General features: G+C 60.2%; 24 protein-coding genes. 13 read left to right on the forward strand and 11 right to left on the reverse strand.

The features are described 5' to 3' along the window. The first annotated feature begins 7 nt into the window (after positions 1-7). From rng to tldD, 4 genes are all read left to right on the forward strand, one after another. Positions 8-1,465 carry a ribonuclease G gene (rng, locus tag KGA81_RS13030; RefSeq protein ID WP_007970246.1) on the forward strand — a complete coding sequence of 486 codons (1,458 nt, stop codon included), beginning with the start codon at positions 8-10 and terminating at the stop codon, positions 1,463-1,465. Between the two features lie 75 nt (positions 1,466-1,540). Further along, positions 1,541-5,344, forward strand: coding sequence for a YhdP family protein (locus KGA81_RS13035; RefSeq protein WP_223546346.1), 3,804 nt, complete (start codon positions 1,541-1,543; stop codon positions 5,342-5,344). Positions 5,345-5,414: 70 nt separating this feature from the next. Further along, positions 5,415-6,269 carry a carbon-nitrogen hydrolase family protein gene (locus tag KGA81_RS13040; RefSeq protein WP_223546348.1) on the forward strand — a complete coding sequence of 285 codons (855 nt, stop codon included), beginning with the start codon at positions 5,415-5,417 and terminating at the stop codon, positions 6,267-6,269. Between the two features lie 12 nt (positions 6,270-6,281). Then, complete coding sequence (gene tldD / locus KGA81_RS13045; protein WP_218429285.1) at positions 6,282-7,724, forward strand: metalloprotease TldD; 1,443 nt, start codon at positions 6,282-6,284, stop codon at positions 7,722-7,724. Between the two features lie 109 nt (positions 7,725-7,833). Here tldD and yjgA read toward each other — a convergent pair whose 3' ends face one another. Next, positions 7,834-8,358: a ribosome biogenesis factor YjgA gene (gene yjgA / locus KGA81_RS13050; RefSeq protein WP_108218197.1), complete on the reverse strand. Its 525-nt coding sequence runs from the start codon at positions 8,356-8,358 to the stop codon at positions 7,834-7,836. Positions 8,359-8,466: 108 nt separating this feature from the next. Here yjgA and pmbA point away from each other — a divergent pair, with 108 nt between their 5' ends. Further along, the gene (gene pmbA / locus KGA81_RS13055; RefSeq protein ID WP_223546350.1) at positions 8,467-9,813 is read left to right on the forward strand and encodes a metalloprotease PmbA; all 1,347 of its coding nucleotides are present in this window, start codon (positions 8,467-8,469) and stop codon (positions 9,811-9,813) included. Between the two features lie 72 nt (positions 9,814-9,885). Here pmbA and KGA81_RS13060 read toward each other — a convergent pair whose 3' ends face one another. The 10 genes from KGA81_RS13060 to KGA81_RS13105 all read right to left on the reverse strand — a co-directional run bounded on the left by KGA81_RS13060 (position 9,886) and on the right by KGA81_RS13105 (position 16,975). Then, positions 9,886-10,161 (reverse strand): HPr family phosphocarrier protein, encoded by a 276-nt coding sequence (locus KGA81_RS13060; RefSeq protein ID WP_223546352.1) that lies wholly within the window; start codon positions 10,159-10,161, stop codon positions 9,886-9,888. Positions 10,162-10,176: 15 nt separating this feature from the next. Further along, on the reverse strand, positions 10,177-11,034 hold the full coding sequence (rapZ, locus tag KGA81_RS13065) for an RNase adapter RapZ (RefSeq protein WP_223546354.1): 858 nt from the start codon (positions 11,032-11,034) through the stop codon (positions 10,177-10,179). Between the two features lie 2 nt (positions 11,035-11,036). Next, entirely contained in the window at positions 11,037-11,501 is a 465-nt protein-coding gene (gene ptsN / locus KGA81_RS13070) for a PTS IIA-like nitrogen regulatory protein PtsN (RefSeq protein WP_223546356.1), read from the reverse strand. 12 nt (positions 11,502-11,513) lie between these two features. Beyond that, positions 11,514-11,822 carry a ribosome hibernation-promoting factor, HPF/YfiA family gene (hpf, locus tag KGA81_RS13075; protein WP_108218201.1) on the reverse strand — a complete coding sequence of 103 codons (309 nt, stop codon included), beginning with the start codon at positions 11,820-11,822 and terminating at the stop codon, positions 11,514-11,516. Between the two features lie 74 nt (positions 11,823-11,896). Next, on the reverse strand, positions 11,897-13,390 hold the full coding sequence (locus tag KGA81_RS13080) for an RNA polymerase factor sigma-54 (protein WP_223546358.1): 1,494 nt from the start codon (positions 13,388-13,390) through the stop codon (positions 11,897-11,899). A gap of 246 nt (positions 13,391-13,636) precedes the next feature. Next, positions 13,637-14,362, reverse strand: coding sequence for an LPS export ABC transporter ATP-binding protein (gene lptB, locus KGA81_RS13085; protein ID WP_008054366.1), 726 nt, complete (start codon positions 14,360-14,362; stop codon positions 13,637-13,639). Then, positions 14,362-14,910, reverse strand: coding sequence for a lipopolysaccharide transport periplasmic protein LptA (lptA, locus tag KGA81_RS13090; protein ID WP_007986700.1), 549 nt, complete (start codon positions 14,908-14,910; stop codon positions 14,362-14,364). The genes lptB and lptA overlap by 1 nt, the downstream gene beginning before the upstream one ends. Further along, on the reverse strand, positions 14,897-15,469 hold the full coding sequence (gene lptC, locus KGA81_RS13095) for an LPS export ABC transporter periplasmic protein LptC (protein WP_223546361.1): 573 nt from the start codon (positions 15,467-15,469) through the stop codon (positions 14,897-14,899). The genes lptA and lptC overlap by 14 nt, the downstream gene beginning before the upstream one ends. A gap of 7 nt (positions 15,470-15,476) precedes the next feature. Next, on the reverse strand, positions 15,477-16,001 hold the full coding sequence (locus KGA81_RS13100) for a KdsC family phosphatase (RefSeq protein ID WP_223546369.1): 525 nt from the start codon (positions 15,999-16,001) through the stop codon (positions 15,477-15,479). Continuing rightward, the gene (locus tag KGA81_RS13105; RefSeq protein WP_223546371.1) at positions 16,001-16,975 is read right to left on the reverse strand and encodes a KpsF/GutQ family sugar-phosphate isomerase; all 975 of its coding nucleotides are present in this window, start codon (positions 16,973-16,975) and stop codon (positions 16,001-16,003) included. The genes KGA81_RS13100 and KGA81_RS13105 overlap by 1 nt, the downstream gene beginning before the upstream one ends. 276 nt (positions 16,976-17,251) lie before the next feature. Between KGA81_RS13105 and KGA81_RS13110 the strand changes: the two genes are divergently transcribed. The 8 genes from KGA81_RS13110 to hisG all read left to right on the forward strand — a co-directional run bounded on the left by KGA81_RS13110 (position 17,252) and on the right by hisG (position 22,696). Further along, positions 17,252-18,061 (forward strand): ATP-binding cassette domain-containing protein, encoded by an 810-nt coding sequence (locus KGA81_RS13110; RefSeq protein WP_108218207.1) that lies wholly within the window; start codon positions 17,252-17,254, stop codon positions 18,059-18,061. Continuing rightward, a complete protein-coding gene (gene mlaE / locus KGA81_RS13115) occupies positions 18,061-18,858 on the forward strand; it encodes a lipid asymmetry maintenance ABC transporter permease subunit MlaE (protein WP_223546373.1) in 798 nt (265 codons plus the stop codon). Before KGA81_RS13110 ends, mlaE begins: the two co-directional genes overlap by 1 nt. Further along, a complete protein-coding gene (gene mlaD, locus KGA81_RS13120; RefSeq protein ID WP_007970271.1) occupies positions 18,858-19,325 on the forward strand; it encodes an outer membrane lipid asymmetry maintenance protein MlaD in 468 nt (155 codons plus the stop codon). Before mlaE ends, mlaD begins: the two co-directional genes overlap by 1 nt. 11 nt (positions 19,326-19,336) lie before the next feature. Beyond that, positions 19,337-19,990, forward strand: coding sequence for a phospholipid-binding protein MlaC (locus tag KGA81_RS13125; protein WP_223546383.1), 654 nt, complete (start codon positions 19,337-19,339; stop codon positions 19,988-19,990). Further along, the gene (locus tag KGA81_RS13130) at positions 19,987-20,292 is read left to right on the forward strand and encodes a lipid asymmetry maintenance protein MlaB (RefSeq protein ID WP_223546385.1); all 306 of its coding nucleotides are present in this window, start codon (positions 19,987-19,989) and stop codon (positions 20,290-20,292) included. Before KGA81_RS13125 ends, KGA81_RS13130 begins: the two co-directional genes overlap by 4 nt. A 114-nt stretch (positions 20,293-20,406) precedes the next feature. Continuing rightward, on the forward strand, positions 20,407-20,646 hold the full coding sequence (locus KGA81_RS13135) for a BolA family protein (RefSeq protein ID WP_223546387.1): 240 nt from the start codon (positions 20,407-20,409) through the stop codon (positions 20,644-20,646). Positions 20,647-20,668: 22 nt separating this feature from the next. Then, the gene (gene murA / locus KGA81_RS13140) at positions 20,669-21,934 is read left to right on the forward strand and encodes a UDP-N-acetylglucosamine 1-carboxyvinyltransferase (RefSeq protein ID WP_223546396.1); all 1,266 of its coding nucleotides are present in this window, start codon (positions 20,669-20,671) and stop codon (positions 21,932-21,934) included. A 126-nt stretch (positions 21,935-22,060) separates the two neighbouring features. Then, positions 22,061-22,696 (forward strand): ATP phosphoribosyltransferase, encoded by a 636-nt coding sequence (gene hisG / locus KGA81_RS13145; RefSeq protein WP_223546405.1) that lies wholly within the window; start codon positions 22,061-22,063, stop codon positions 22,694-22,696. Positions 22,697-22,737 lie beyond the last annotated feature (41 nt).

Raw genomic sequence — 22,737 nt, forward strand, 5'->3', positions numbered from 1 at the left:
CCCTGCCATGAGTGAAGAGATCCTGATCAACATCACGCCGATGGAATCGCGCGTGGCGGTGGTCGAAAACGGTGTCCTGCAAGAGGTTCACGTCGAGCGTACGCAAAAACGCGGGATCGTCGGCAACATCTATAAAGGTAAAGTGGTACGGGTATTGCCGGGGATGCAGGCGGCATTCGTCGATATCGGCCTGGATCGTGCCGCATTCATTCATGCGTCGGAAATTTCCCTGCGCGAAGGCCCGGCGGTCGAGAGCATCAGCGCACTGGTGCATGAAGGTCAGAGCCTGGTGGTGCAAGTGACCAAGGACCCGATCGGTTCCAAGGGCGCACGCCTGACCACTCAGCTGTCGATCCCTTCGCGTTACCTGGTGTACATGCCACGCACGGCCCATGTCGGCATTTCCCTGAAGATCGAAGACGAGGCCGAGCGCGAGCGACTCAAGCAAGTAGTCACTGATTGCGTGGCCAAGGAAGGGATCAAGGAAGCCGGCGGTTTCATTCTGCGCACCGCAGCCGAAGGCGCCGGCGCGGATGAAATCCTCATGGACATCCGCTACCTGCGAAGGCTCTGGGATCAGATCAGTGCCCAGATCAAAACCATCAGCGCGCCGAGCGTGATCTACGAAGACCTCGGTCTGGCGCTGCGCACCCTGCGTGATCTGGTGAGCCCGAAAATCGAGAAAATTCGTATCGATTCCCGGGAAACCTTCCAGAAAACCACGCAATTCGTCGCCGAATTGATGCCTGAGATTGCCGACCGTCTGGAGCATTACCCGGGCGAGCGGCCGATTTTTGACCTGTATGGCGTCGAAGACGAAATCCAGAAGGCTCTCGAGCGCAAGGTCCCGCTCAAGTCAGGCGGTTACCTGGTGGTCGACCCGGCTGAAGCCATGAGCACCATCGACGTCAACACCGGGGCGTTCGTCGGCCATCGCAACCTCGAAGAAACCATCTTCAAGACCAACCTCGAAGCCGCGACAGCCATCGCCCGTCAATTGCGCCTGCGCAACCTCGGCGGAATCATCATTATCGACTTCATCGACATGGAAGATGAAGAACACCAGCGCCAGGTGTTGCGCACGCTCGAGAAGCAACTGGAGCGCGATCACGCCAAGACCAACATCATCGGTATCACCGAACTGGGCCTGGTGCAGATGACCCGCAAGCGTACCCGCGAAAGCCTTGAACAAGTGTTGTGCGAGCCGTGCAACGCCTGTCAGGGGCGCGGCAAGCTCAAGACCCCGGAAACCGTTTGCTACGAAATCTTCCGCGAAATCCTGCGTGAAGCACGCGCCTATCAGGCCGAAGGCTATCGTGTATTGGCAAACCAGAAAGTGGTGGACCGCTTGCTCGACGAAGAGTCGGGCAACGTCGCTGAGCTGGAGGGGTTTATCGGGCGCACCATCCGCTTTCAGGTCGAAACCATGTATTCCCAGGAACAATACGACGTGGTGCTGCTCTGAGGCGTATCGTTTTGATTGTTCGAGAATGGCTGGCCTCAGCTTTTTGCAAAACTTTTGCCATGGGGGCCTCCTGACATGGACCGTCTGACACGCATTTTGGCCGCACTGACCCGCTGGGGTCTGGGCCTGTGCGCGTTGGTTTTGGTGTTGATGGCGCTCTACGTCAGCCTCGGCCGGGAGCTGACGCCGTTAGTCGCCGAGTACCGTGCCGACATCGAAACCAAAGCCAGCGATGCCTTGGGCATGCCGTTGCAGATCGGCGAGCTCGAAGGCAACTGGAGTGGATTCGCCCCCATACTGATGGCGCACGACGTGACGGTCGGCGAGGGCGCCAATGCCTTGCACCTGGAGCAGGTGCGTGCGGTGCCGGACCTTTGGGCCAGTCTTCTGGCGCGACAGGTACGCATCGCTCATCTGGAGCTCAGTGGCCTGAAGATCAGCGTCAAGGAGGGTAACGACGGTCAATGGGCACTGGAAGGTCTGCCAGTGCAACAGGGTCAACCAACCGATCCTGAGCAGCTGCTCAATCGTATGCAGATGATCCAGCAACTGTCGGTGCTCGACAGTCAGGTGACCTTGCAGCCGTTTGCACAGTCGCCGCTGACCCTGACCTACGTCGGCCTCAATCTGAAAACCGGGGCGTCACGGCAGCGGCTCGACGCGCGGCTGACCCTGCCTGACGGGCAGCCGGTGGCCATGAGCCTGCGTACCCGCATTCGAGCCAGCCAATGGCAGGACAGTGAAGCCGAGGTCTACCTGAGCCTGCCGCAAAGCGACTGGTCGAAATGGTTACCCGAGCGAGTGACCCAAGAGTGGAGTTTCTCTGAGATCAAAGCCGGCGGCGAGCTTTGGCTGACCTGGGGCAAAGGTGCCCTGCAAAGTGCTGCGGTGCGTTTGAATGCACCACAACTCAAGGGTGCCTACGCTGAGCGCAAACAGATCCAGATCAACAATCTGGCCCTGAACGGCTACTTCCAGCGCAGTGCCGAAGGCGCGTCAGTGATTCTCGATTCCCTGGCGATGAACCTCGGTGAGACCCGCTGGGAAACGCATTTGCAACTCAAGCAAAACGCGGCCACTGATCAAACCGAAGAGCTCTGGCACTTGCAAGCCGACCGGGTCGATCTCACTCCGCTGACCCCGCTGCTCAACGCTCTGGCGCCGTTGCCAGAAGGTTTGGCCACGGTCGTCCAGCGGCTCAAAGTCACGGGCAGCCTGCGTAACGTGCTGGTCGATTTCCGCCCCAATGCTACAGACGACAGTAAGTTCGGCTTTGCCGCCAACCTCGACCAGGTAGGCTTCGATGCCTATCACGGTGCGCCGGCGGCGCGGAATGTCAGCGGCAGCATCAGTGGTGACCTGGGGCGCGGCGAATTGCGCATGGACAGCAAGGATTTCATGCTGCACCTGGACCCGATTTTCGCCAAGCCATGGCAGTACATTCAGGCCAATGCGCGGCTGACCTGGAAACTCGATAAAGAAGGTTTCACTCTGGTCGCGCCGTATCTGAAGGTGCTGGGCGAGGAAGGCAAGATCGCCGGTGACTTCCTGATTCGCCTGCATTTCGATAGCACTCAGGAAGACTACATGGACCTGCGGGTCGGCATGGTGGACGGTGACGGTCGCTACACCGCCAAGTACTTGCCGACGGTCCTCGGCCCAGCGCTGGACGAATGGCTGCGCACCGCGATTCTCAAGGGCGCGGTGGATCAAGGCTTCTTCCAGTATCAAGGGTCGCTCAGCCACGGTGCCGCGGACGAGGATCGCAGCATCAGCCTGTACTTCAAGGTTCACGATGCCGAACTGGCCTTCCAGCCGGGCTGGCCCCATGTCAGCAAGGTCAGCGGCGATGTGTTCGTCGAAGACAGCGGCGTGCGGATTCTGGCCAGCAAGGGCCAGTTGCTCGACACCCAGGTCAACGATGTTTACGTCAACATTCCCCATGTTCCTGCCGGGCAGAACGTTCATTTGTTCCTCGACGGCGGATTTGCCGGCGGTTTGGGCGATGGCTTGAAAATCCTCCAGGAAGCGCCGATCGGCACCGGGGCAACCTTCGCCGGCTGGGAAGGCGAGGGTGATCTTCAAGGCAAGTTGAATCTGGATATTCCCCTGGCGAAAGGCGAGGAGCCGAAGATAGTCGTCGATTTCAAGACCGCCAAGGCACGCTTGAAACTGGCTGAACCTGTGCTGGAGCTGACCCAGCTCAAAGGTGATTTCCGCTTTGACAGTGCCAAGGGCCTGAGCGGGCAGAACATCAGTGCACGGGCGTTCGACAAGCCGGTCACCGCACAGATTTTTGCCGACGGCAGCCCGGGTAAGCTCAATACCCGGGTGACCGCGTCGGGCCAGGTCGAGGTCAGGAAACTGACCGACTGGCTGAAGGTGACCCAGCCTCTGCCGGTGAGTGGCGTGATCCCGTATCGACTGCAACTGACCCTCAATGGCGCCGACAGCCAATTGCTGGTCAATTCCAACCTCAAGGGCGTGGCCGTCGAATTGCCTGCACCGTTCGGCATGGCCGCCGATGCCGGGCGCGACACGACGTTGCGCATGACCTTGCAGGGCGACGAGCGGCGCTATTGGGTCAACTACGGGGACCTGGCGAGTTTCACGTTCGCCGCACCGGCCAGCAATTTCGCCGACGGTCGCGGGGAATTGTCCCTCGGTGGCGGCGAGGCCGTGTTGCCTGACGGCAAAGGCCTGCGGATACGGGGCGTATTGTCGGAGCTGGACGTTGGCCCGTGGAAGGATCTGGCGGATAAATACGCCGGAGAGGACCCCGGCGGCAGCGCCAGGCAATTGCTCAGCGGCGCGGACTTCAAGGTGGACAAGCTTAGCGGTATCGGCACCACGCTCGACCAGGCCTCGATTCAGCTGGCGCGCAAGCCTTCCGCCTGGGCGCTGCAACTCGACAGCCAGCAGATCAAGGGCAGTGCCAATCTGCCAGATGCGAAAGCCACGCCGATCACGATCAATCTGCAAACCGTGCGCCTGCCGGCACCGGACCCGGCCGTGCTGGCCGATGAAAACTCGCCGGATCCGCTGGCGTCGGTGGACCCGACGAAAATCCCCGCGATGGACATCACCATCAATCAGTTATTCCAGGGGCAGGATCTGGTAGGGGGCTGGTCGCTGAAGATTCGTCCTACGCCCAAGGGCATCGTGTTCAACTCGCTGGACCTGGGCCTCAAGGGCCTTCTGTTGGTGGGCAGCGGTGGCTGGGAAGGCGTGCCCGGTGCCAGCAACAGCTGGTACAAGGGACGCATCAGCGGCAAGAACCTGGCCGATGTGCTCAAGGGCTGGGGGTTTGCGCCGAGCGTCACCAGTCGGGACTTTTATATGGATGTCGATGGTCGCTGGCCTGGCTCGCCGGCCTGGGTGGCGACCAAGCGTTTCTCCGGCTCGCTCGATGCGACGCTCAATCAAGGCCAGTTCGTCGAAGTCGAAGGCAGTGCCCAGGCGCTGCGGGTATTTGGTTTGCTCAACTTCAACTCCATCGGCCGGCGCCTGCGCCTGGACTTCTCCGACCTGTTCGGCAAAGGTCTGAGTTATGACCGGGTCAAGGGGCTGCTGGTTGGGACCAATGGCGTGTATGTCACCCGTGAGCCGATCCGGCTGACCGGGCCTTCGAGCACCATTGAACTTGACGGTACCCTGAACATGGTGGCCGATCAGATCGATGCGAAACTGATGGTGACTTTGCCGGTGACCAATAACCTGCCGATTGCCGCACTGATCGTCGGTGCGCCCGCGGTCGGTGGGGCGCTGTTCCTGATCGACAAGCTGATCGGTGACCGCGTCGCGCGTTTCGCCAGTGTGAAGTACACCGTCCAGGGGCCGTGGAAAGAACCGAAGATTACCTTCGACAAGGCTTTTTGAGGTCCTTTTTCAAAAGGCACTCGGCAAGCCTATGGAGTAGCATGGCCGCATACGATTCCAGGAGTGCGCCATGTCTGTAGCGGTGATTCAAATGGTCAGTCAGAGCGATGTGCTGGCCAATCTGGCCCAGGCCCGTCGACTGCTCGAGCAAGCGGCCACCGGTGGCGCGAAGCTCGCGGTATTGCCGGAAAACTTCGCCGCCATGGGCCGGCGCGACATTGCCGACATCGGGCGCGCCGAAGCCTTGGGCGAAGGCCCGATCCTGCCCTGGTTGAAACAGGCCGCACGCGACCTCAGGTTATGGATTGTGGCCGGCACGTTGCCATTGCCGCCGGTGGATCGGCCGACGGCGAAAGCTCATGCCTGTTCGTTGCTGGTCGATGACCAGGGCGAAACGGTGGCGCGCTACGACAAGTTGCACCTGTTCGATGTGGACGTGGCGGACAATCGTGGCCGTTATCGTGAATCCGATGACTATGCTTATGGCAACGAAGTGGTCGTGGCGGACACGCCCGTCGGCCGGGTTGGCCTGACGGTCTGCTATGACCTGCGCTTTCCCGAGCTGTACAGCGAATTGCGCGCGGCCGGTGCGGAACTGATTACTGCCCCTTCGGCCTTCACCGCGGTGACCGGCGCGGCGCATTGGGATGTGCTGATACGTGCGCGGGCCATCGAGACGCAATGTTACGTACTCGCGGCCGCCCAGGGCGGGACGCATCCGGGGCCGCGGGAAACCTTTGGCCATGCCGCCATCGTCGACCCTTGGGGGCGTGTGCTGGCACAACAGGATCAAGGCGAGGCCGTACTGCTGGTCGAACGCGACAGCAGCGAACAGGCGTCCATCCGGGCGCGGATGCCGGTGTCCAGTCACCGGCGCTTTTTCTCGCAGGGCGCCCAGCGACCTGCATCAGAACGACGAATTTAAGGCGTAAAGCATATGAGCGAGTTGTTGTCCTCAGTCAGTGAACACCTGCTGGCGCCCGGTGGCGTCACGATCGAGAGCCTGCAAGGCGTGCTCGGCGATCTGGCCGGGCCGGGCATCGATGCCGCCGACCTGTATTTCCAGGGGCAGATCTCCGAGTCCTGGGCGCTGGAAGACGGCATCGTCAAGGAAGGCAGCTTCAACCTTGACCAAGGTGTCGGCGTGCGCGCGCAATCGGGTGAAAAAACCGGTTTTGCCTACAGCAATGCCATCACACTTGAAGCCCTGGGCGCGGCGGCGCGTGCCGCCCGTTCGATTTCCCGGGCCGGGCAGCATGGCACCGTGCAGGCGTTCACCAGCCAGGACGTCGCTCAGTTGTATGCGCCGGACAATCCGCTGGAAGTGCTGACCCGTGCCGAGAAAGTCGATTTGCTCAAGCGAGTCGACGCCGCGACCCGCGCCCTGGACCCACGCATCCAGCAAGTCACCGTGAGCATGGCCGGTGTCTGGGAGCGGATTCTGGTGGCTTCCACCGACGGCGGTCTGGCGGCGGATGTGCGGCCACTGGTGCGTTTCAATGTCAGCGTGATCGTCGAGCAGAACGGTCGCCGCGAGCGCGGCGGTCATGGCGGTGGCGGGCGGACCGATTATCGTTACTTCCTCGGCGAAGACCGCGCCATGGGCTATGCCCGTGAAGCGTTACGCCAGGCGCTGGTCAATCTCGAAGCGATTCCTGCACCGGCCGGTACCTTGCCGGTGGTACTCGGCTCCGGTTGGTCGGGCGTGCTGTTGCACGAAGCGGTCGGTCATGGCCTGGAAGGCGATTTCAACCGCAAGGGCAGTTCGGCTTATAGCGGGCGCATGGGTGAGATGGTTGCATCGAAGCTCTGCACCATTGTCGATGACGGCACCCTGGCCGGTCGCCGTGGCTCGTTGAGCGTCGATGACGAAGGCACGCCGACTGAATGCACCACGCTGATCGAAAACGGCGTGCTCAAGGGCTACATGCAGGACAAGCTCAACGCGCGCCTGATGGGCGTGGCCCGTACCGGTAACGGCCGTCGCGAATCCTACGCGCACCTGCCAATGCCGCGCATGACCAACACCTACATGCTCGCCGGCGAAAGCGACCCGGCGGAAATCATCGCTTCGGTGAAACGCGGCATCTATTGTGCCAACCTGGGTGGCGGTCAGGTGGACATCACCAGCGGCAAGTTCGTGTTCTCCACCAGCGAGGCGTACCTGATCGAAGACGGCAAGATCACCGCCCCGGTCAAGGGCGCAACTCTGATCGGCAACGGGCCGGAAGCCATGAGCAAGGTGTCGATGGTCGGTAATGACCTGTCGCTGGACAGCGGCGTGGGCACGTGTGGCAAGGATGGGCAGTCGGTGCCGGTGGGTGTCGGCCAGCCAACGCTGAAGATTGATGCGATCACCGTGGGTGGCACGGGCGCATAAGGATGGGGACATCCCCTGCAGGAGCTGCCGCAGGCTGCGATCTTTGCCTTTTTTCAAGATCAAAAGATCGCCGTCTTCGGCAGCTCCTACAGGGCGCGTTGGGCGTTACTCAGCGCAGACCGCGTTGAGTCTCGTCCAGCTCACGGATGTACTTGAAGATTTTACGGCTGGCAGCAGGAGGCTTGTTTTGCGCAACCTCATGCTGGGCCTGACGGATCAGGGAGCGTAATTGCTGGCGGTCCGCGTCCGGATAGTCGACGACGAATTTTTCCAGAACGGCATCGTCGCCGGCGATCAGACGATCGCGCCAGCGCTCCAGGTTATGGAAGCGTTCGTTGTATTGACGGGTGGAGGCATCGAGTTGATCGAGCAAAACCAGAATGGCGGCAGTGTCCTGATCGCGCATCAGTTTGCCGATGAACTGAAGGTGCCGTTTACGCGCGATGTTCGCGGTGTGCTTGGGCGCATCGGCCAGAGCCCGACGCATTCCGTCGGTCAAGGGCAGTTTTGCCAGCAGGTCAGGCTTGAGTGTTGTAAGGCGCTCGCCAAGGTCAACCAGAGCATGCAGCTCGCGTTTAACCTGGGATTTGCTTTTTTCTCCCGTATCGAGGGAGTCGTCGTAAGAATCAACCATGGTGGCCGTCCGCAAAGAAACGCCGCCATGATAACCAGTCGGGGGCCGCTTGTCCGGCCCGGTCGCTCGATGACCGTTACCGAAAGCAGAATTTGAGTGGAGAACAGCATGAGTGCAGTTGAAAGCGTCGGCCCACAAGCGTTGCCGGCACTGCAGGAGCAAGTCGAGCAGATCATCGCTGAAGCCAAACGCCAGGGGGCCAGCGCCTGTGAAGTGGCGGTGTCCCTGGAGCAGGGCTTGTCGACCACGGTGCGCCAGCGTGAAGTCGAAACCGTTGAATTCAACCGTGATCAGGGTTTCGGTATCACCTTGTACGTCGGTCAGCGCAAAGGCTCGGCCAGCACTTCGGCCAGCGGTCCGGAGGCTATTCGCGAAACGGTCGCCGCTGCGCTGGCCATCGCCAAGCACACTTCGGAGGACGAAGCCTCGGGCCTGGCGGATGCCGCGCTGATGGCGCGGGATATTCAGGATTTCGACCTGTTCCACCAATGGGACATCACTCCTGAGCAAGCCATCGAGCAGGCCCTGGCCTGTGAGGCCGCAGCGTTTGCCGCCGACAGCCGGATCAAGAACGCTGACGGCACTACCCTCAGTACCCATCAGGGTTGCTGCGTTTATGGCAACAGCCACGGGTTTATCGGCGGTTACGCATCGACCCGTCACAGCTTGAGCTGCGTGATGATCGCCGAGGCGGACGGCCAGATGCAGCGCGATTACTGGTACGACGTGAACCGGCAGGGCAATCTGCTGGCCGACCCGGTCAGCATCGGCCAGCGTGCCGCGCAACGGGCGGCGAGCCGCCTGGGCGCGCGGCCGGTGCCGACTTGCGAGGTGCCGGTGCTGTTTTCCGCCGAGCTGGCCGGGGGCCTGTTCGGCAGTTTCCTGTCGGCGATTTCCGGCGGCAGCCTGTATCGCAAGTCGTCGTTCCTTGAAGGCACACTGGGCCAGAAGCTGTTTCCGGAATGGCTGACCATCGACGAGCGTCCGCACTTGATGCGAGCCTTGGGCAGCGCAGCGTTCGATGGCGATGGCCTGGCAACCTACGCCAAGCCGTTCGTCGAGAAAGGCGAGTTGGTGTCGTACATCCTCGGCACCTACTCCGGCCGCAAGCTCGGCATGCCAAGTACGGCCAACGCCGGTGGCGTGCACAACCTGTTCGTCACCCATGGTGATGAAGACCAGGCGGCCTTGCTGCGGCGCATGGGACGCGGGCTGTTGGTCACCGAGTTGATGGGGCAGGGCCTGAATATGGTCACCGGTGATTATTCCCGGGGCGCAGCGGGTTACTGGGTCGAGAACGGCGAAATCCAGTTTGCGGTCCAGGAAGTGACCATCGCCGGCAACATGCGCGACATGTTCAAGCAGATCGTGGCGGTGGGTAACGATTTGGAACTGCGCAGCAACATTCGCACGGGTTCGGTGTTGATCGAGCGGATGACGGTGGCGGGTAGCTAAGCTCAGACCATTGCATAAAAAAGGCGCGCCACCCCATGGGTGGCGCGCCTTTTTTTGTGGATCTTTTGCTGTTTATTCGCCTTCGTCGAAGTAGCGATTGATCAGGTCTACCAGCGCGTCCATCGCTTCCTGTTCATGCTCGCCTTCCGTGCTCAGATGGATTTTGGTGCCCTTGCCGGCAGCCAGCATCATCATGGCCATGATGCTTTTGCCATCTACTGTGGTTTCGGGTGTGCGTCCTACCCTGATCGTGCAGTCCTTGAACTGGCCGGCGACCCCGACGAATTTTGCAGACGCACGGGCATGCAGGCCCAGCTTGTTGATGATTTCGATTTCCCGAGCAGGCATCGCGATGTGAATCCTTTAGCTGAGGTCGCGGTGGCGAACCTGGACGTTCTTCAGGGTTTTTTGCAGCGCCTGCCCCAGACGTTCGGTCAGGTAGACGGAACGGTGATGTCCGCCAGTGCAGCCAATGGCAATGGTGACGTAGGCGCGGTTGCTGGCGGCAAAACGAGGCAGCCACTTTAGCAGGTATGTGGAAATGTCCTGGAACATCTCTTCGACATCCGGCTGTGCCGCCAGGTATTCGGCAACCGGTTGATCGAGCCCGGACTGCTCGCGCAATTCCGGCTTCCAGTAAGGGTTGGGCAGGCAACGCACATCGAACACCAGGTCGGCGTCCACCGGCATGCCACGCTTGAACCCGAAGGATTCCACCAGGAACGCAGTGCCCGGCTCGGGCTGATTCAGCAGGCGCAGTTTGATTGCGTCGCGCAGCTGGTACAGGTTCAGGCTGGTGGTGTTGATCTTGAGATCGGCGAGGTCGGCAATCGGCCCGAGCAGGTCGCTCTCGACGCTGATGGCTTCGGCCAGCGAGCGGTTGGCGTTGGTCAGGGGGTGACGTCGGCGGGTTTCCGAGAAGCGCTTGAGCAGGGTTTCTTCGTCGGCATCCAGGTACAGCACATCGCACTGGATGTGGCGGTTGCGGACTTCTTCGAGCAGTTCGGGGAAGCGTGACAGGTGGCTGGGCAGGTTGCGCGCGTCAATGGAAACGGCGACCAGCGGCTGTAGCAGCTCGGTATGAATCAAGGCTCGTTCGGCCAGTTCCGGCAGCAGACCGGCAGGCAGGTTGTCGATGCAGTAGTAGCCGTTGTCCTCCAGAACGTCGAGGGCGGTACTTTTACCTGAGCCGGAGCGGCCACTGACGATGATCAAGCGCATGATTACTGACCGTTTTGCTCGTCCAGGACAACCTGATACAGGGCTTCGTTGCTTGCAGCATTACGCAGTTTATCGCGTACTTCCTTGCGGTCGAGCATGCTGGCGATCTGTCGCAGCAGCTCAAGGTGCGCATCGGTGGCGGCTTGCGGGACCAGCAATACGAACAGCAGGTCAACCGGCGCGCCGTCGATGGCGTCGAAGTCGATAGGGGCGTCCAGGTGCATCAATGCACTGATGGGTGAAACACAGCCCTTGAGGCGGCAGTGCGGAATAGCGATCCCGTTGCCAAAACCGGTGGATCCGAGTTTTTCACGGGCAATCAGCGCCTCGAAGACATCTTGCATCTCCAGAGCCGGCACTTCGCGGGCGATCAGATTGGCAATTTGTTCGAGGGCTTTCTTTTTACTGCCGCCCGGCACGTTCACCAGGGAACGGCCGGGGGTCAGGATACTTTCAAGTCGGATCATGGGTTGGGAGTGTTAACGACCGGTTGCGCCCTGGAGGAGGCTCTGGGTCTTTTCCTTATGCTTTTTGAGTTGTTTATCCAGCTTGTCGGTGAGTGCATCGATCGCGGCGTACATATCGGTATGTTCCGCGTTGGCGACCACTTCATTCCCGGGAATATGCAGCGTGGCTTCGATTTTCTGCTTCAGTTTTTCGACGGTCATCGTGACCTGCACATTAGTGATCCTGTCGAAATGTCGCTCCAATCGTTCGAGTTTTTCGCCGATGTAGGTGCGAAGAGGTTCGGTCACTTCCAGTTGGTGTCCACTGATGTTGACTTGCATACAGCTTCTCCTTCGTTGCCAGTGCATAAAGCGGCAGATCAGATGATCTGCCACTGGAACGCTGTGGCGTGGCCCTACATCAACCGCTTGCGTTCGCTCGAAGGCGCGATCCCGAGGGATTCGCGGTACTTGGCGACGGTGCGGCGAGCCACCTGAATGCCTTGTGCCTCCAGTAAACCAGCGATCTTGCTGTCACTCAATGGCTTTTTCTGATTTTCCGCGGCAACCAGTTTTTTGATGATCGCGCGGATCGCCGTGGACGAGCATTCGCCGCCTTCGGAGGTGCTGACGTGACTGGAGAAAAAGTACTTCAGTTCATAAATGCCCCGGGGGGTGTGCATGAACTTCTGGGTGGTCACCCGTGAAATCGTCGACTCATGCATGCCGACCGCTTCGGCGATGTCATGCAGGACCAGCGGCTTCATGGCTTCGTCGCCATATTCGAGGAAACCACGCTGATGCTCGACGATCTGGGTGGCAACCTTCATAAGAGTTTCATTGCGGCTTTGCAGGCTCTTGATGAACCAGCGGGCCTCCTGCAACTGGTTGCGCATGAACGTGTTGTCGGCGCTGGTGTCGGCACGGCGCACGAAACCGGCGTACTGGGCGTTGACCCGCAGCCGTGGCACCGACTCCTGATTGAGCTCCACCAGCCAGCGCTCGTTGTCCTTGCGTACGATAACGTCAGGAACGACATACTCGGCTTCGGTGGACTCGATCTGCGAGCCCGGGCGCGGATTGAGGCTCTGGACCAGCTCGATGACCTGGCGTAGTTCATCTTCCTTGAGCTTCATGCGGCGCATCAGCTGGCTATAGTCGCGGCTGCCAAGCAAGTCGATGTAATCGGTGACCAGGCGCTTGGCCTCAGCCAGCCAAAGGGTCTTGGCGGGTAGCTGGCGCAATTGCAGCAGCAGGCATTCGCCCAGGTTGCGGGCACCGATGCCGGCGGGTTCGAATTGCTGGATGCGGTGCAGGACCGCTTCGATTTCGTCCAGTTCGATGTCCAGTTCCGGATCGAAGGCGTCGAGGATTTCCTCGAGGGTTTCGTCCAGGTAGCCCTGATTGTTGATGCAGTCGATCAGGGTCACGCCGATCAGGCGATCGGTGTCGGACATCGGCGCCAGGTTCAGTTGCCACAGCAAGTGGCTTTGCAAACTCTCGCCGGCCGAGGTGCGGGTGGTGAAGTCCCACTCGTCGTCGTCATTGCTGGGCAGGCTGCTGGCGCTGGTCTGGTAAACGTCTTCCCACGCAGTGTCGACGGGGAGCTCGTTGGGGATGCGCTCGTTCCAGTCACCCTCGTCGAGGTTATCGACCGTCGGGGCGCTTTCCTGGTAGGAGGGTTCCTGGATGTCGGTGTTGGGTTTCTGTTCGGCGTTGTCGGCCAAGGGGTCGGTGTTATCGAAGTCGTCGCCTTCTTCCTGGCGTTCGAGCATCGGATTGGACTCCAGGGCCTCCTGGATTTCCTGTTGCAGGTCCAGGGTCGACAATTGGAGCAGGCGGATAGCCTGTTGCAGCTGCGGTGTCATCGTCAGCTGCTGGCCCATTCTCAAGACTAGCGATGGTTTCATGGCAGGGGCTTAACACCTTATTCGCCGGCGCACACGCGCCATCCACTACAGGGCGCCGGGGCGCCAAACTTAAGCAAATTATATGCCTGAAACTGAAGGGTTTGCCTAGAGCGCTGTAACAATAAAAAACTATAAAGCTGTGTTGCCGCGCTGTGCCTGGTTGAAAGCTGACCCGCTTGTCGGTACGCAGGTGCTGGCAAGTGGTCGGTCAGGTGCCCGGGCAGCCGCCTGGGCACGGCTCAGCGCTTACAGGCGGAACTCATGGCCCAGATACACTTCCTTGACCAGGTCGTTGGCCAGGATGGTCTCTGCGTCGCCTTCGGCGATCAGTTGGCCGTCATTGACGATATAGGCGGTTTCACAGATATCCAGGGTTTCACGAACGTTGTGGTCAGTGATCAGCACGCCAATGCCTTTGGCCTTGAGGTGGTGAATGATCTGCTTGATATCCCCGACCGAAATCGGGTCCACGCCGGCGAAGGGTTCGTCGAGGAGGATGAATTTCGGGTTGGTGGCCAGGGCTCGGGCGATTTCCACGCGACGGCGCTCACCACCGGACAGGCTCATGCCCAGGTTGTCGCGGATGTGGCTGATGTGGAATTCCTGCAGCAGGCTTTCCAGTTCCTTGCGACGGCCGGCCTTGTCGAGTTCCTTGCGGGTCTCGAGGATGGCCATGATGTTGTCGGCCACCGACAGTTTGCGGAAGATCGATGCTTCTTGCGGCAGGTAGCCGATACCGGCCTTTGCGCGACCGTGCATCGGCTGGTGGCTGACGTCCAGGTCATCGATCAGGACGCGGCCCTGATCGGCTTGCACCAGGCCGACGATCATGTAGAAGCAGGTGGTCTTGCCGGCGCCGTTCGGGCCGAGCAGGCCGACGATCTGACCGCTGTCGATGGACAGGCTGACGTCGCGCACGACCTGGCGGCTCTTGTAGCTCTTGGCCAGATGCTGAGCTTTCAGAGTTGCCATTACTGGGCCTTGTTCTCGTCGGTTTTCTTCTTCGGCTGGATCACCATGTCGATACGCGGACGTGCCTCGGTGACCTTGCTGCCCGTGGCGCGACCGGCGCTGGCGAGCTTCTTGACCGTGTCGTAGACGATTTTTTCGCCCTGGGTGACGTTGTTGTCCTTGTCGACGACTTTGGCCTTGTCGATCAGGACGACGCGGTTTTGCGCGGCGTGATACTGGATCGTCACGCCCCAGCCCTGAACAGGCTTGGTATCGCCAGCGGTTTGCAATTGCTCGAAGTACGCCAGGTTGCCCACCGAGGTCACTACGTCGATGTCGCCAGTCGGAGTGCGGGTGATGGTCACGGTGTTGCCGGTCACCTTCATCGAGCCCTGGGTGATGATCACGTCACCTTTATAGGTAGCAATACCTTGCTTGTCGTCCAGTTGGGCATCGTCGGCCTGAATGCGGATAGGCTGCTGTTGATCTTCCGGCAGAGCCCAGGCGCTCACGCTTCCCAGTGCTGCGCCCAGACTGAGCAAAATCGGGAGGGTTTTAACGAGCCTCATACTGTCCTCTTACGTTCGATAGCAGGTGTATCCTGCTTTCTTTCAAATACGCCTTCATTCCCTTGCCAGTCGATACACCGCCAGCGCCGTCGATTCTAACGTCTTGCTCGGTCTGCGCATATTGCTGCTGCGGGAACACGGTCATGCGGGTGCTGGTGATCAGGGTCTTACGGTTCTTCTCGTCGAAGCGCGTGATACGCACGTCATCGATCAGTTCGACCTGCGTGCCGTCAGGGTTGACCTCACCGTGCAGGCTCTGGACGTGCCACGGAAATTCAGTGCCGCGGAACACATTCAGGTCGGGGTTGGTCAGTAATGTCACCTCGGTGGCTTTGAGGTGCTCGACCTTGTCCGACAGCAGATCATATTGCAGCTTGCCGTCCGGCAGGTACTGCACGCTGTGGGCGTTGATGGCGTAATAGTCGATCGCGCTTTCATCGATCGGCGTTACCGGCTTGTCGAGGAAGCGTTCAGGGCTGATGTTCCAGTAGCCTACCGCGGCGAATATCGCAGCGATGCAACTGAACATCAGGGTGTTGCGAAACTTTTTGCTCAGCATAGTGGGCTCACAGGTACACGGCATTGGCCGCATCGAGGCGGTCCTGGGCGCGCAGGATCAGTTCGCAGAATTCGCGAGCGGCGCCTTCGCCACCACGGGCGAGGGTGATGCCGTGAGCGTGTTCACGCACGAAGCTGGCGGCATTGGCCACCGCCATGCCCAGGCCGACGCGGCGAATCACCGGCAGGTCCGGCAGGTCGTCGCCGAGGTAGGCCACCTGTTCATAGCTCAGGTTGAGTTGGGCAAGTAGTTCGTCGAGTACCACCAGTTTGTCCTCGCGCCCCTGATACAGATGCGGGATACCGAGGTTCCTGGCTCGCCGTTCCACCACCGGGGTCTTGCGGCCGCTGATGATGGCGGTCTGCACGCCGGCGGCCATCAGCATCTTGATGCCCTGACCGTCGAGTGTATTGAACGTCTTGAATTCGCTGCCGTCTTCGAGGAAATACAGGCGGCCATCGGTCAGTACGCCGTCGACATCGAACACTGCCAGTTTGATCTGTTTGCCGCGTTGCAACAGGTCCGCACTCATTAAATTACTCCTGCGCGCAGCAAGTCGTGCATGTTCAGGGCGCCGACCGGGCGGTCTTCGCTGTCGACCACGACCAGTGCGTTGATTTTATGGTCTTCCATGATTTTCAGCGCTTCGGCGGCGAGCATCTCGGCGCGCGCGGTCTTGCCATGGGCCGTCATGACCTGGTCGATGATGGCGTTGTGGATGTCGATACTGTGGTCCAGTGTGCGGCGCAAATCGCCGTCGGTGAAGATTCCGGCCAGTTTGCCGTCGGCTTCCAGAATGACGGTCATGCCCAGGCCCTTGCGGGTCATTTCCATCAGGGCATCCTTGAGCAGGGTGCCGCGCTGGACCTGCGGCAGTTCCTGGCCTGCGTGCATGACATTTTCCACTTTCAGCAGCAGGCGTCGGCCGAGGGCGCCGCCTGGATGGGAAAAGGCGAAGTCTTCGGCGGTAAAACCACGGGCTTCCAGCAACGCCACTGCCAGGGCGTCGCCCATGACCAGGGCGGCGGTGGTCGACGAGGTCGGAGCCAGGTTCAGCGGGCAGGCTTCGTGCTCGACGTGAACGTTCAGGTTGACCTCGGCGGCCTTGGCCAGCGCGGAGTCAGGATTGCCGGTCACGCTGATCAATTGAATGCCCAGGCGCTTGATCAGCGGCAGCAGGGTCACGATTTCATTGGTGGAGCCGGAGTTCGAGAGCGCCAGAATGATGTCGTCACGGGTAATCATGCCCATGTCGCCGTGGCTGGCTTCAGCCGGGTGCACAAAAAATGCCGTGGTACCGGTGCTGGCCAGCGTCGCGGCAATCTTGTTGCCGATGTGCCCCGACTTGCCCATGCCAACCACGACCACGCGGCCTTTGCTGGCCAGGATGATCTCGCAAGCGCGTACGAAATCAGCGTCGATATGGGGCAGCAGGCCTTGCACGGCTTCTACCTCGAGGCGGATGGTGCGTTGTGCTGATCGAATCAGGTCGCTGGATTGGCTCATGTCAGAAATCGTATAGCCTGATGAAAAGTCGGCGATTATAACGGTAATGATCGAATCCCTCACGCAAGTTCGTCGCGCATTGTCATTACCTGTTACGGGAAACCTTCTAAACGGGGCTTTAAACCGGTCAGGCCGTTGAACATGCCCCGGCTTTGGCCTTGGGCGCGCAGCCTTTGCAGTGATATAGTTCGCCGCCAGTTCGGCCTGCCCGGGAGGGATGTGCTTTTGTCAGAAAGCCAGGCGTCCGAGTGAGAGGCTGCATCGCAAGGAGTTTAGATGAGTGCCGATAACGCCTACGCGGTCGAGCTGAAGGGACTGTCCTTCAAGCGCGGTGCGCGCAGCATTTTCAATAATGTCGATATCCGTATCCCGCGCGGCAAGGTCACCGGCATCATGGGGCCTTCCGGGTGTGGCAAGACCACGCTTTTGCGTCTGATGGGTGCCCAGTTGCGGCCTACCAGGGGCGAAGTCTGGGTCAACGGTCAGAATCTGCCAAAACTGTCGCGCAGCGATCTGTTCGATGCGCGCAAGCATATGGGCGTGCTGTTTCAGAGCGGCGCACTGTTCACCGACCTCGATGTCTTCGAGAACGTCGCCTTTCCGTTGCGGGTCCATACGCAACTGCCGGATGAAATGATCCGCGACATCGTCCTGCTCAAACTGCAGGCTGTGGGCTTGCGCGGTGCCATCGACCTGATGCCCGACGAGCTTTCCGGCGGCATGAAACGCCGTGTTGCGCTGGCCCGGGCGATTGCGCTCGACCCGCAGATCCTCATGTACGACGAGCCCTTTGTCGGCCAGGACCCCATCGCAATGGGCGTTCTGGTGCGCCTGATCCGTTTGCTCAACGATGCGCTGGGCATCACCAGCATCGTGGTATCCCACGACCTGGCCGAGACCGCGAGCATTGCCGATTACATTTATGTGGTGGGCGATGGCCAGGTGTTGGGGCAGGGGACGCCGGACGAGTTGATGAACTCGGATGAACCGCGCATTCGTCAGTTCATGACCGGCGAACCCGACGGCCCGGTCCCGTACCACTTTCCAGCGACGGATTACCGCGCAGATCTTCTGGGGAAGCGCTGATGCGCAGAATTTCATTGATAGAACGCGTTCGCCGCTTCGGCCAGGCCGGCATCGATGCGCTGGCGGTGTTCGGGCGTTCGAGCCTGTTCCTGTTCCATGCCTTGCTCGGCCGGGGCGGTATCGGTGGCGCCTTCGGGCTGCTGGTCAAGCAGCTGCATTCGGTGGGCGTGATGTCCCTGGTGATCATCGTGGTCTCCGGGGTGTTCATCGGCATGGTGCTGGCGCTGCAGGGCTTCAACATTCTTTCCAGCTATGGTTCGGAGCAGGCTGTCGGGCAGATGGTGGCGCTGACGCTGCTGCGTGAACTGGGGCCGGTGGTGACCGCCTTGCTGTTCGCCGGGCGCGCAGGTTCGGCATTGACCGCCGAAATCGGCAACATGAAGTCCACCGAGCAGTTGTCGAGCCTGGAAATGATCGGGGTTGACCCGCTCAAGTACATCATCGCGCCCCGCTTGTGGGCCGGTTTCATTTCCCTGCCGGTGCTGGCGATGATTTTCAGCGTGGTGGGTATCTGGGGCGGCTCGTGGGTAGCGGTCGACTGGCTGGGAGTCTATGAAGGTTCCTACTGGTCGAACATGCAGAACAGCGTGACGTTCACCGACGATGTGCTCAACGGGATCATCAAAAGTATCGTCTTTGCCTTTGTCGTGACCTGGATCGCCGTATTCCAAGGCTATGACTGCGAACCCACTTCCGAGGGGATCAGTCGTGCCACTACCAAGACCGTTGTATATGCCTCGTTGGCAGTACTCGGCCTGGACTTTATTCTGACCGCCTTGATGTTTGGAGATTTCTGATGCAAAACCGCACCCTGGAAATCGGTGTCGGCCTTTTCTTGCTGGCTGGCATCCTGGCTTTGCTCTTGTTGGCGTTGCGGGTCAGTGGCCTGTCCCCGACTCCGAGCACCGATACGTATAAACTTTACGCCTACTTCGACAATATCGCCGGTTTGACGGTCAGAGCTAAAGTGACCATGGCCGGTGTGACCATCGGCAAGGTCACGGCCATCGATCTGGATCGCGACAGCTTTACCGGTCGGGTGACCATGCAGCTGGAAAAACGCATCGATAATCTTCCGGCGGACTCCACTGCATCTATCCTGACCGCTGGCCTGTTGGGCGAGAAGTACATCGGTATCAGCGTGGGCGGGGAAGACACCCTGCTCAAGGATGGTGGAACCATCCATGACACGCAGTCATCGCTGGTGCTCGAAGACCTGATCGGTAAATTCCTGCTCAATACCGTTAGCAAAGAAGCTAAATGAGGAACTGTTAAATGATCTCTACCTTGCGACGTGGCCTGTTGGTACTGCTTGCGGCACTGCCGCTGGTAGCCAATGCCGTGGCGGCGCCTTCGGCGCACGATCTGGTACAGGACACCACTAATCGGATGCTGGCCGATCTGGCGGCCAACAAAGAAAAGTACAAGCAGGATCCGCAAGACTTTTATGCGGCGCTGAACACCATCGTCGGCCCGGTCGTGGATGCCGAGGGTATTTCCAAGAGCATCATGACGGTCAAATACTCGAAGAAAGCAACCCCGGCACAGATGAAGACCTTCGAAGAAAACTTCAAGAAGGGGTTGTTCCAGTTCTATGGCAATGCCTTGCTCGAGTACAACAACCAGGGCATCACCGTTGATCCGGCCAAGGACGAGTCGGGCGACCGTACCAGCGTTGGCATGACCGTCAAGGGCAGCAGCGGCGCGATCTATCCGGTCTCCTACACGCTGGAGAAGATCAACGGCGAGTGGAAACTGCGTAACGTCATCATCAACGGTATCAACATCGGCAAGCTGTTCCGCGATCAGTTCGCCGATGCGATGCAGCGCAATGGCAACGATCTGGACAAGACCATCAATGGTTGGGCCGGGGAAGTCGCCAAGGCCAAGGAAGCCACCGACAAGAAACCAGGGCAGTCAACCCAATGAGCGAGTCGGCAGTCCAGATGGGCGAAGCGGGCGAGCTGCGACTCAGTGGCGTGCTGGATTACCGCACCGGTCCTGGCCTGCGCGAGCAGGGCAAGGCGCTGATCAAGGCCAGCACGGCCGCGGCGCTGGTGGTCGATTGCTCGGCAGTGACCAAGTCCAGCAGTGTCGGTTTGTCGTTGCTGTTGTGCTTTATCCGCGATGCGCAGGCGGCCGGCAAAGCTCTGAGCATCCGTGGGTTGCCGGATGACATGCGTGAAATCGCTCAGGTCAGCGAGATGACCGAGCTGTTGGCGCACCCCTGACACGCATCTATAAATAGGCCCCCCGTCCGAGTCCTGCTTGGCGGGGTTCGCAGGCGCGGGGCTTTTTTGTATGATGTCCGACCCGCGCGCACAGGGCGCCGAATGAGGTTGAGCATGCAGGCCGTAGAAGTGAAGAGCTTCCTTGAAGGAAAGCTGCCCGGAACTCAGATAGAAGTTGAGGGCGAAGGCTGCAATTTCCAGCTGAACGTGATTAGCGATGAACTGGCGGCATTGAGCCCGGTCAAGCGTCAGCAGAGCATCTATGCCCATTTGAACCCATGGATCGCCGATGGCAGCATCCACGCGGTCACTATGAAATTTTTCAGCAGCACGGCTTGGGCCGAGCGCACCTGAGCCCAAGGGCGTCGAGATTCTTATGGATAAATTGATTATTACCGGTGGCGCTCGTCTTGATGGCGAGATCCGCATTTCCGGGGCAAAGAACTCTGCCCTGCCGATCCTGGCGGCCACCTTGCTGTGCGATGGCCCCGTGACCGTTGCCAACCTGCCGCACCTGCACGACATCACCACCATGATCGAGCTGTTCGGTCGCATGGGCATCGAGCCGGTGATCGACGAGAAGCTCAGCGTCGAAATCGACCCGCGCACCATCAAGACCCTGGTCGCACCGTACGAACTGGTGAAAACCATGCGTGCCTCGATCCTGGTGCTGGGCCCGATGGTTGCCCGTTTCGGTGAAGCCGAAGTCGCACTGCCTGGCGGTTGCGCCATCGGTTCGCGTCCAGTTGACCTGCACATCCGTGGCCTGGAAGCCATGGGCGCGGTCATCGATGTCGAAGGCGGTTACATCAAGGCCAAGGCACCGGAAGGCGGCCTGCGCGGTGCGCACTTCTTCTTCGACACCGTCAGTGTGACCGGTACCGAAAACATCATGATGGCCGCAGCGCTGGCCAAAGGCCGCAGCGTCCTGGCTAACGCCGCGCGCGAGCCTGAAGTGGTCGACCTGGCGAACTTCCTGAACGCCATGGGCGCCAAGGTTTCCGGCGCCGGTACCGATACCATCACCATTGATGGCGTCGAGCGTCTGCACACCACCACCTATAAAGTGATGCCCGATCGTATCGAAACCGGCACCTACCTGGTGGCGGCAGCTGTGACCGGTGGTCGTGTGAAGGTCAAGGATACGGATCCGACCATCCTCGAAGCCGTCCTGGAAAAACTCCGGGAGTCCGGTGCCGAAATCAACACCGGCGAAGACTGGATCGAGCTGAACATGCACGGCAAGCGGCCGAAAGCCGTCAACGTGCGGACCGCTCCGTATCCGGCGTTCCCGACCGATATGCAGGCGCAGTTCATCTCCCTCAACGCCATTGCCGAAGGCACCGGTGCCGTGATCGAGACGATCTTCGAAAACCGCTTCATGCACGTCTATGAGCTGCACCGCATGGGCGCCAAGATCCAGGTCGAAGGCAACACGGCGATCGTCACCGGCACCGAAAAACTCAAGGGCGCGCCAGTGATGGCGACCGACCTGCGTGCTTCGGCCAGCCTGGTGATCTCGGCCCTGATCGCCGAAGGCGACACCCTGATCGACCGCATCTACCACATCGACCGTGGCTACGAGTGCATCGAAGAGAAGCTGCAGATGCTGGGCGCCAAAATCCGTCGCGTTCCGGGCTAGTTCCTGCTGCATGGGCATAAGGACATGCCCGTTGAATTGTTGAAGTCGAGCCGGTTTCCGGCTCGATGTGTGTCCGGCGCCATTTGCGATCGGGCATGAGTACCTTGATAAGGACTGACGTTTCCCATGTTGACCATCGCACTGTCCAAGGGCCGCATCCTTGACGACACCTTGCCGCTTCTGGCTGAAGCGGGCATCGTGCCGACCGAGAATCCGGACAAGAGCCGCAAGCTGATCATTCCCACGACTCAGCCTGACGTACGTCTGCTGATCGTGCGCGCCACCGACGTGCCGACCTATGTCGAACATGGTGCCGCCGACCTCGGTGTCGCCGGTAAAGATGTGCTGATGGAATATGGCGGCCAGGGCCTGTACGAGCCTTTGGACCTGCAAATTGCCCAGTGCAAGCTGATGACCGCCGGCAAAGTCGGCGCGGTCGAGCCCAAGGGCCGTCTGCGCATCGCCACCAAGTTCGTCAACGTTGCCAAGCGCTACTACGCCGAACAGGGCCGTCAGGTCGACATCATCAAGCTCTACGGCTCGATGGAACTGGCACCGCTGATCGGTCTGGCCGACAAGATCATCGACGTGGTCGACACCGGTAATACGCTGCGGGCCAACGGCCTGGAGCCACAGGATTTCATCGCGGCCATCAGCTCCCGGTTGATCGTCAACAAGGCATCGATGAAGATGCAGCACGCCCGTATCCAGGCGTTGATCGACACCCTGCGCAAGGCAGTGGAGTCTCGACACCGCGGCTGATTCACCTGCGCGACGTTAAGTCGCGCCCGTCTATCCGCCTC

This window comes from Pseudomonas sp. A-B-19 (assembly GCF_019947515.1).
In the GTDB taxonomy this organism is placed as follows: Bacteria; Pseudomonadota; Gammaproteobacteria; order Pseudomonadales; family Pseudomonadaceae; genus Aquipseudomonas.

Bases quoted from the DNA above. Each gene is read 5' to 3' on its own strand.
- rng (WP_007970246.1), top strand. From the start codon at position 8: ATGAGTGAAGAGATCCTGATCAACATCACGCCGATGGAATCGCGCGTG.
- KGA81_RS13035 (WP_223546346.1), top strand. From the start codon at position 1,541: ATGGACCGTCTGACACGCATTTTGGCCGCACTGACCCGCTGGGGTCTG.
- KGA81_RS13040 (WP_223546348.1), top strand. From the start codon at position 5,415: ATGTCTGTAGCGGTGATTCAAATGGTCAGTCAGAGCGATGTGCTGGCC.
- tldD (WP_218429285.1), top strand. From the start codon at position 6,282: ATGAGCGAGTTGTTGTCCTCAGTCAGTGAACACCTGCTGGCGCCCGGT.
- yjgA (WP_108218197.1), bottom strand. From the start codon at position 8,358: ATGGTTGATTCTTACGACGACTCCCTCGATACGGGAGAAAAAAGCAAA.
- pmbA (WP_223546350.1), top strand. From the start codon at position 8,467: ATGAGTGCAGTTGAAAGCGTCGGCCCACAAGCGTTGCCGGCACTGCAG.
- KGA81_RS13060 (WP_223546352.1), bottom strand. From the start codon at position 10,161: ATGCCTGCTCGGGAAATCGAAATCATCAACAAGCTGGGCCTGCATGCC.
- rapZ (WP_223546354.1), bottom strand. From the start codon at position 11,034: ATGCGCTTGATCATCGTCAGTGGCCGCTCCGGCTCAGGTAAAAGTACC.
- ptsN (WP_223546356.1), bottom strand. From the start codon at position 11,501: ATGATCCGACTTGAAAGTATCCTGACCCCCGGCCGTTCCCTGGTGAAC.
- hpf (WP_108218201.1), bottom strand. From the start codon at position 11,822: ATGCAAGTCAACATCAGTGGACACCAACTGGAAGTGACCGAACCTCTT.
- KGA81_RS13080 (WP_223546358.1), bottom strand. From the start codon at position 13,390: ATGAAACCATCGCTAGTCTTGAGAATGGGCCAGCAGCTGACGATGACA.
- lptB (WP_008054366.1), bottom strand. From the start codon at position 14,362: ATGGCAACTCTGAAAGCTCAGCATCTGGCCAAGAGCTACAAGAGCCGC.
- lptA (WP_007986700.1), bottom strand. From the start codon at position 14,910: ATGAGGCTCGTTAAAACCCTCCCGATTTTGCTCAGTCTGGGCGCAGCA.
- lptC (WP_223546361.1), bottom strand. From the start codon at position 15,469: ATGCTGAGCAAAAAGTTTCGCAACACCCTGATGTTCAGTTGCATCGCT.
- KGA81_RS13100 (WP_223546369.1), bottom strand. From the start codon at position 16,001: ATGAGTGCGGACCTGTTGCAACGCGGCAAACAGATCAAACTGGCAGTG.
- KGA81_RS13105 (WP_223546371.1), bottom strand. From the start codon at position 16,975: ATGAGCCAATCCAGCGACCTGATTCGATCAGCACAACGCACCATCCGC.
- KGA81_RS13110 (WP_108218207.1), top strand. From the start codon at position 17,252: ATGAGTGCCGATAACGCCTACGCGGTCGAGCTGAAGGGACTGTCCTTC.
- mlaE (WP_223546373.1), top strand. From the start codon at position 18,061: ATGCGCAGAATTTCATTGATAGAACGCGTTCGCCGCTTCGGCCAGGCC.
- mlaD (WP_007970271.1), top strand. From the start codon at position 18,858: ATGCAAAACCGCACCCTGGAAATCGGTGTCGGCCTTTTCTTGCTGGCT.
- KGA81_RS13125 (WP_223546383.1), top strand. From the start codon at position 19,337: ATGATCTCTACCTTGCGACGTGGCCTGTTGGTACTGCTTGCGGCACTG.
- KGA81_RS13130 (WP_223546385.1), top strand. From the start codon at position 19,987: ATGAGCGAGTCGGCAGTCCAGATGGGCGAAGCGGGCGAGCTGCGACTC.
- KGA81_RS13135 (WP_223546387.1), top strand. From the start codon at position 20,407: ATGCAGGCCGTAGAAGTGAAGAGCTTCCTTGAAGGAAAGCTGCCCGGA.
- murA (WP_223546396.1), top strand. From the start codon at position 20,669: ATGGATAAATTGATTATTACCGGTGGCGCTCGTCTTGATGGCGAGATC.
- hisG (WP_223546405.1), top strand. From the start codon at position 22,061: ATGTTGACCATCGCACTGTCCAAGGGCCGCATCCTTGACGACACCTTG.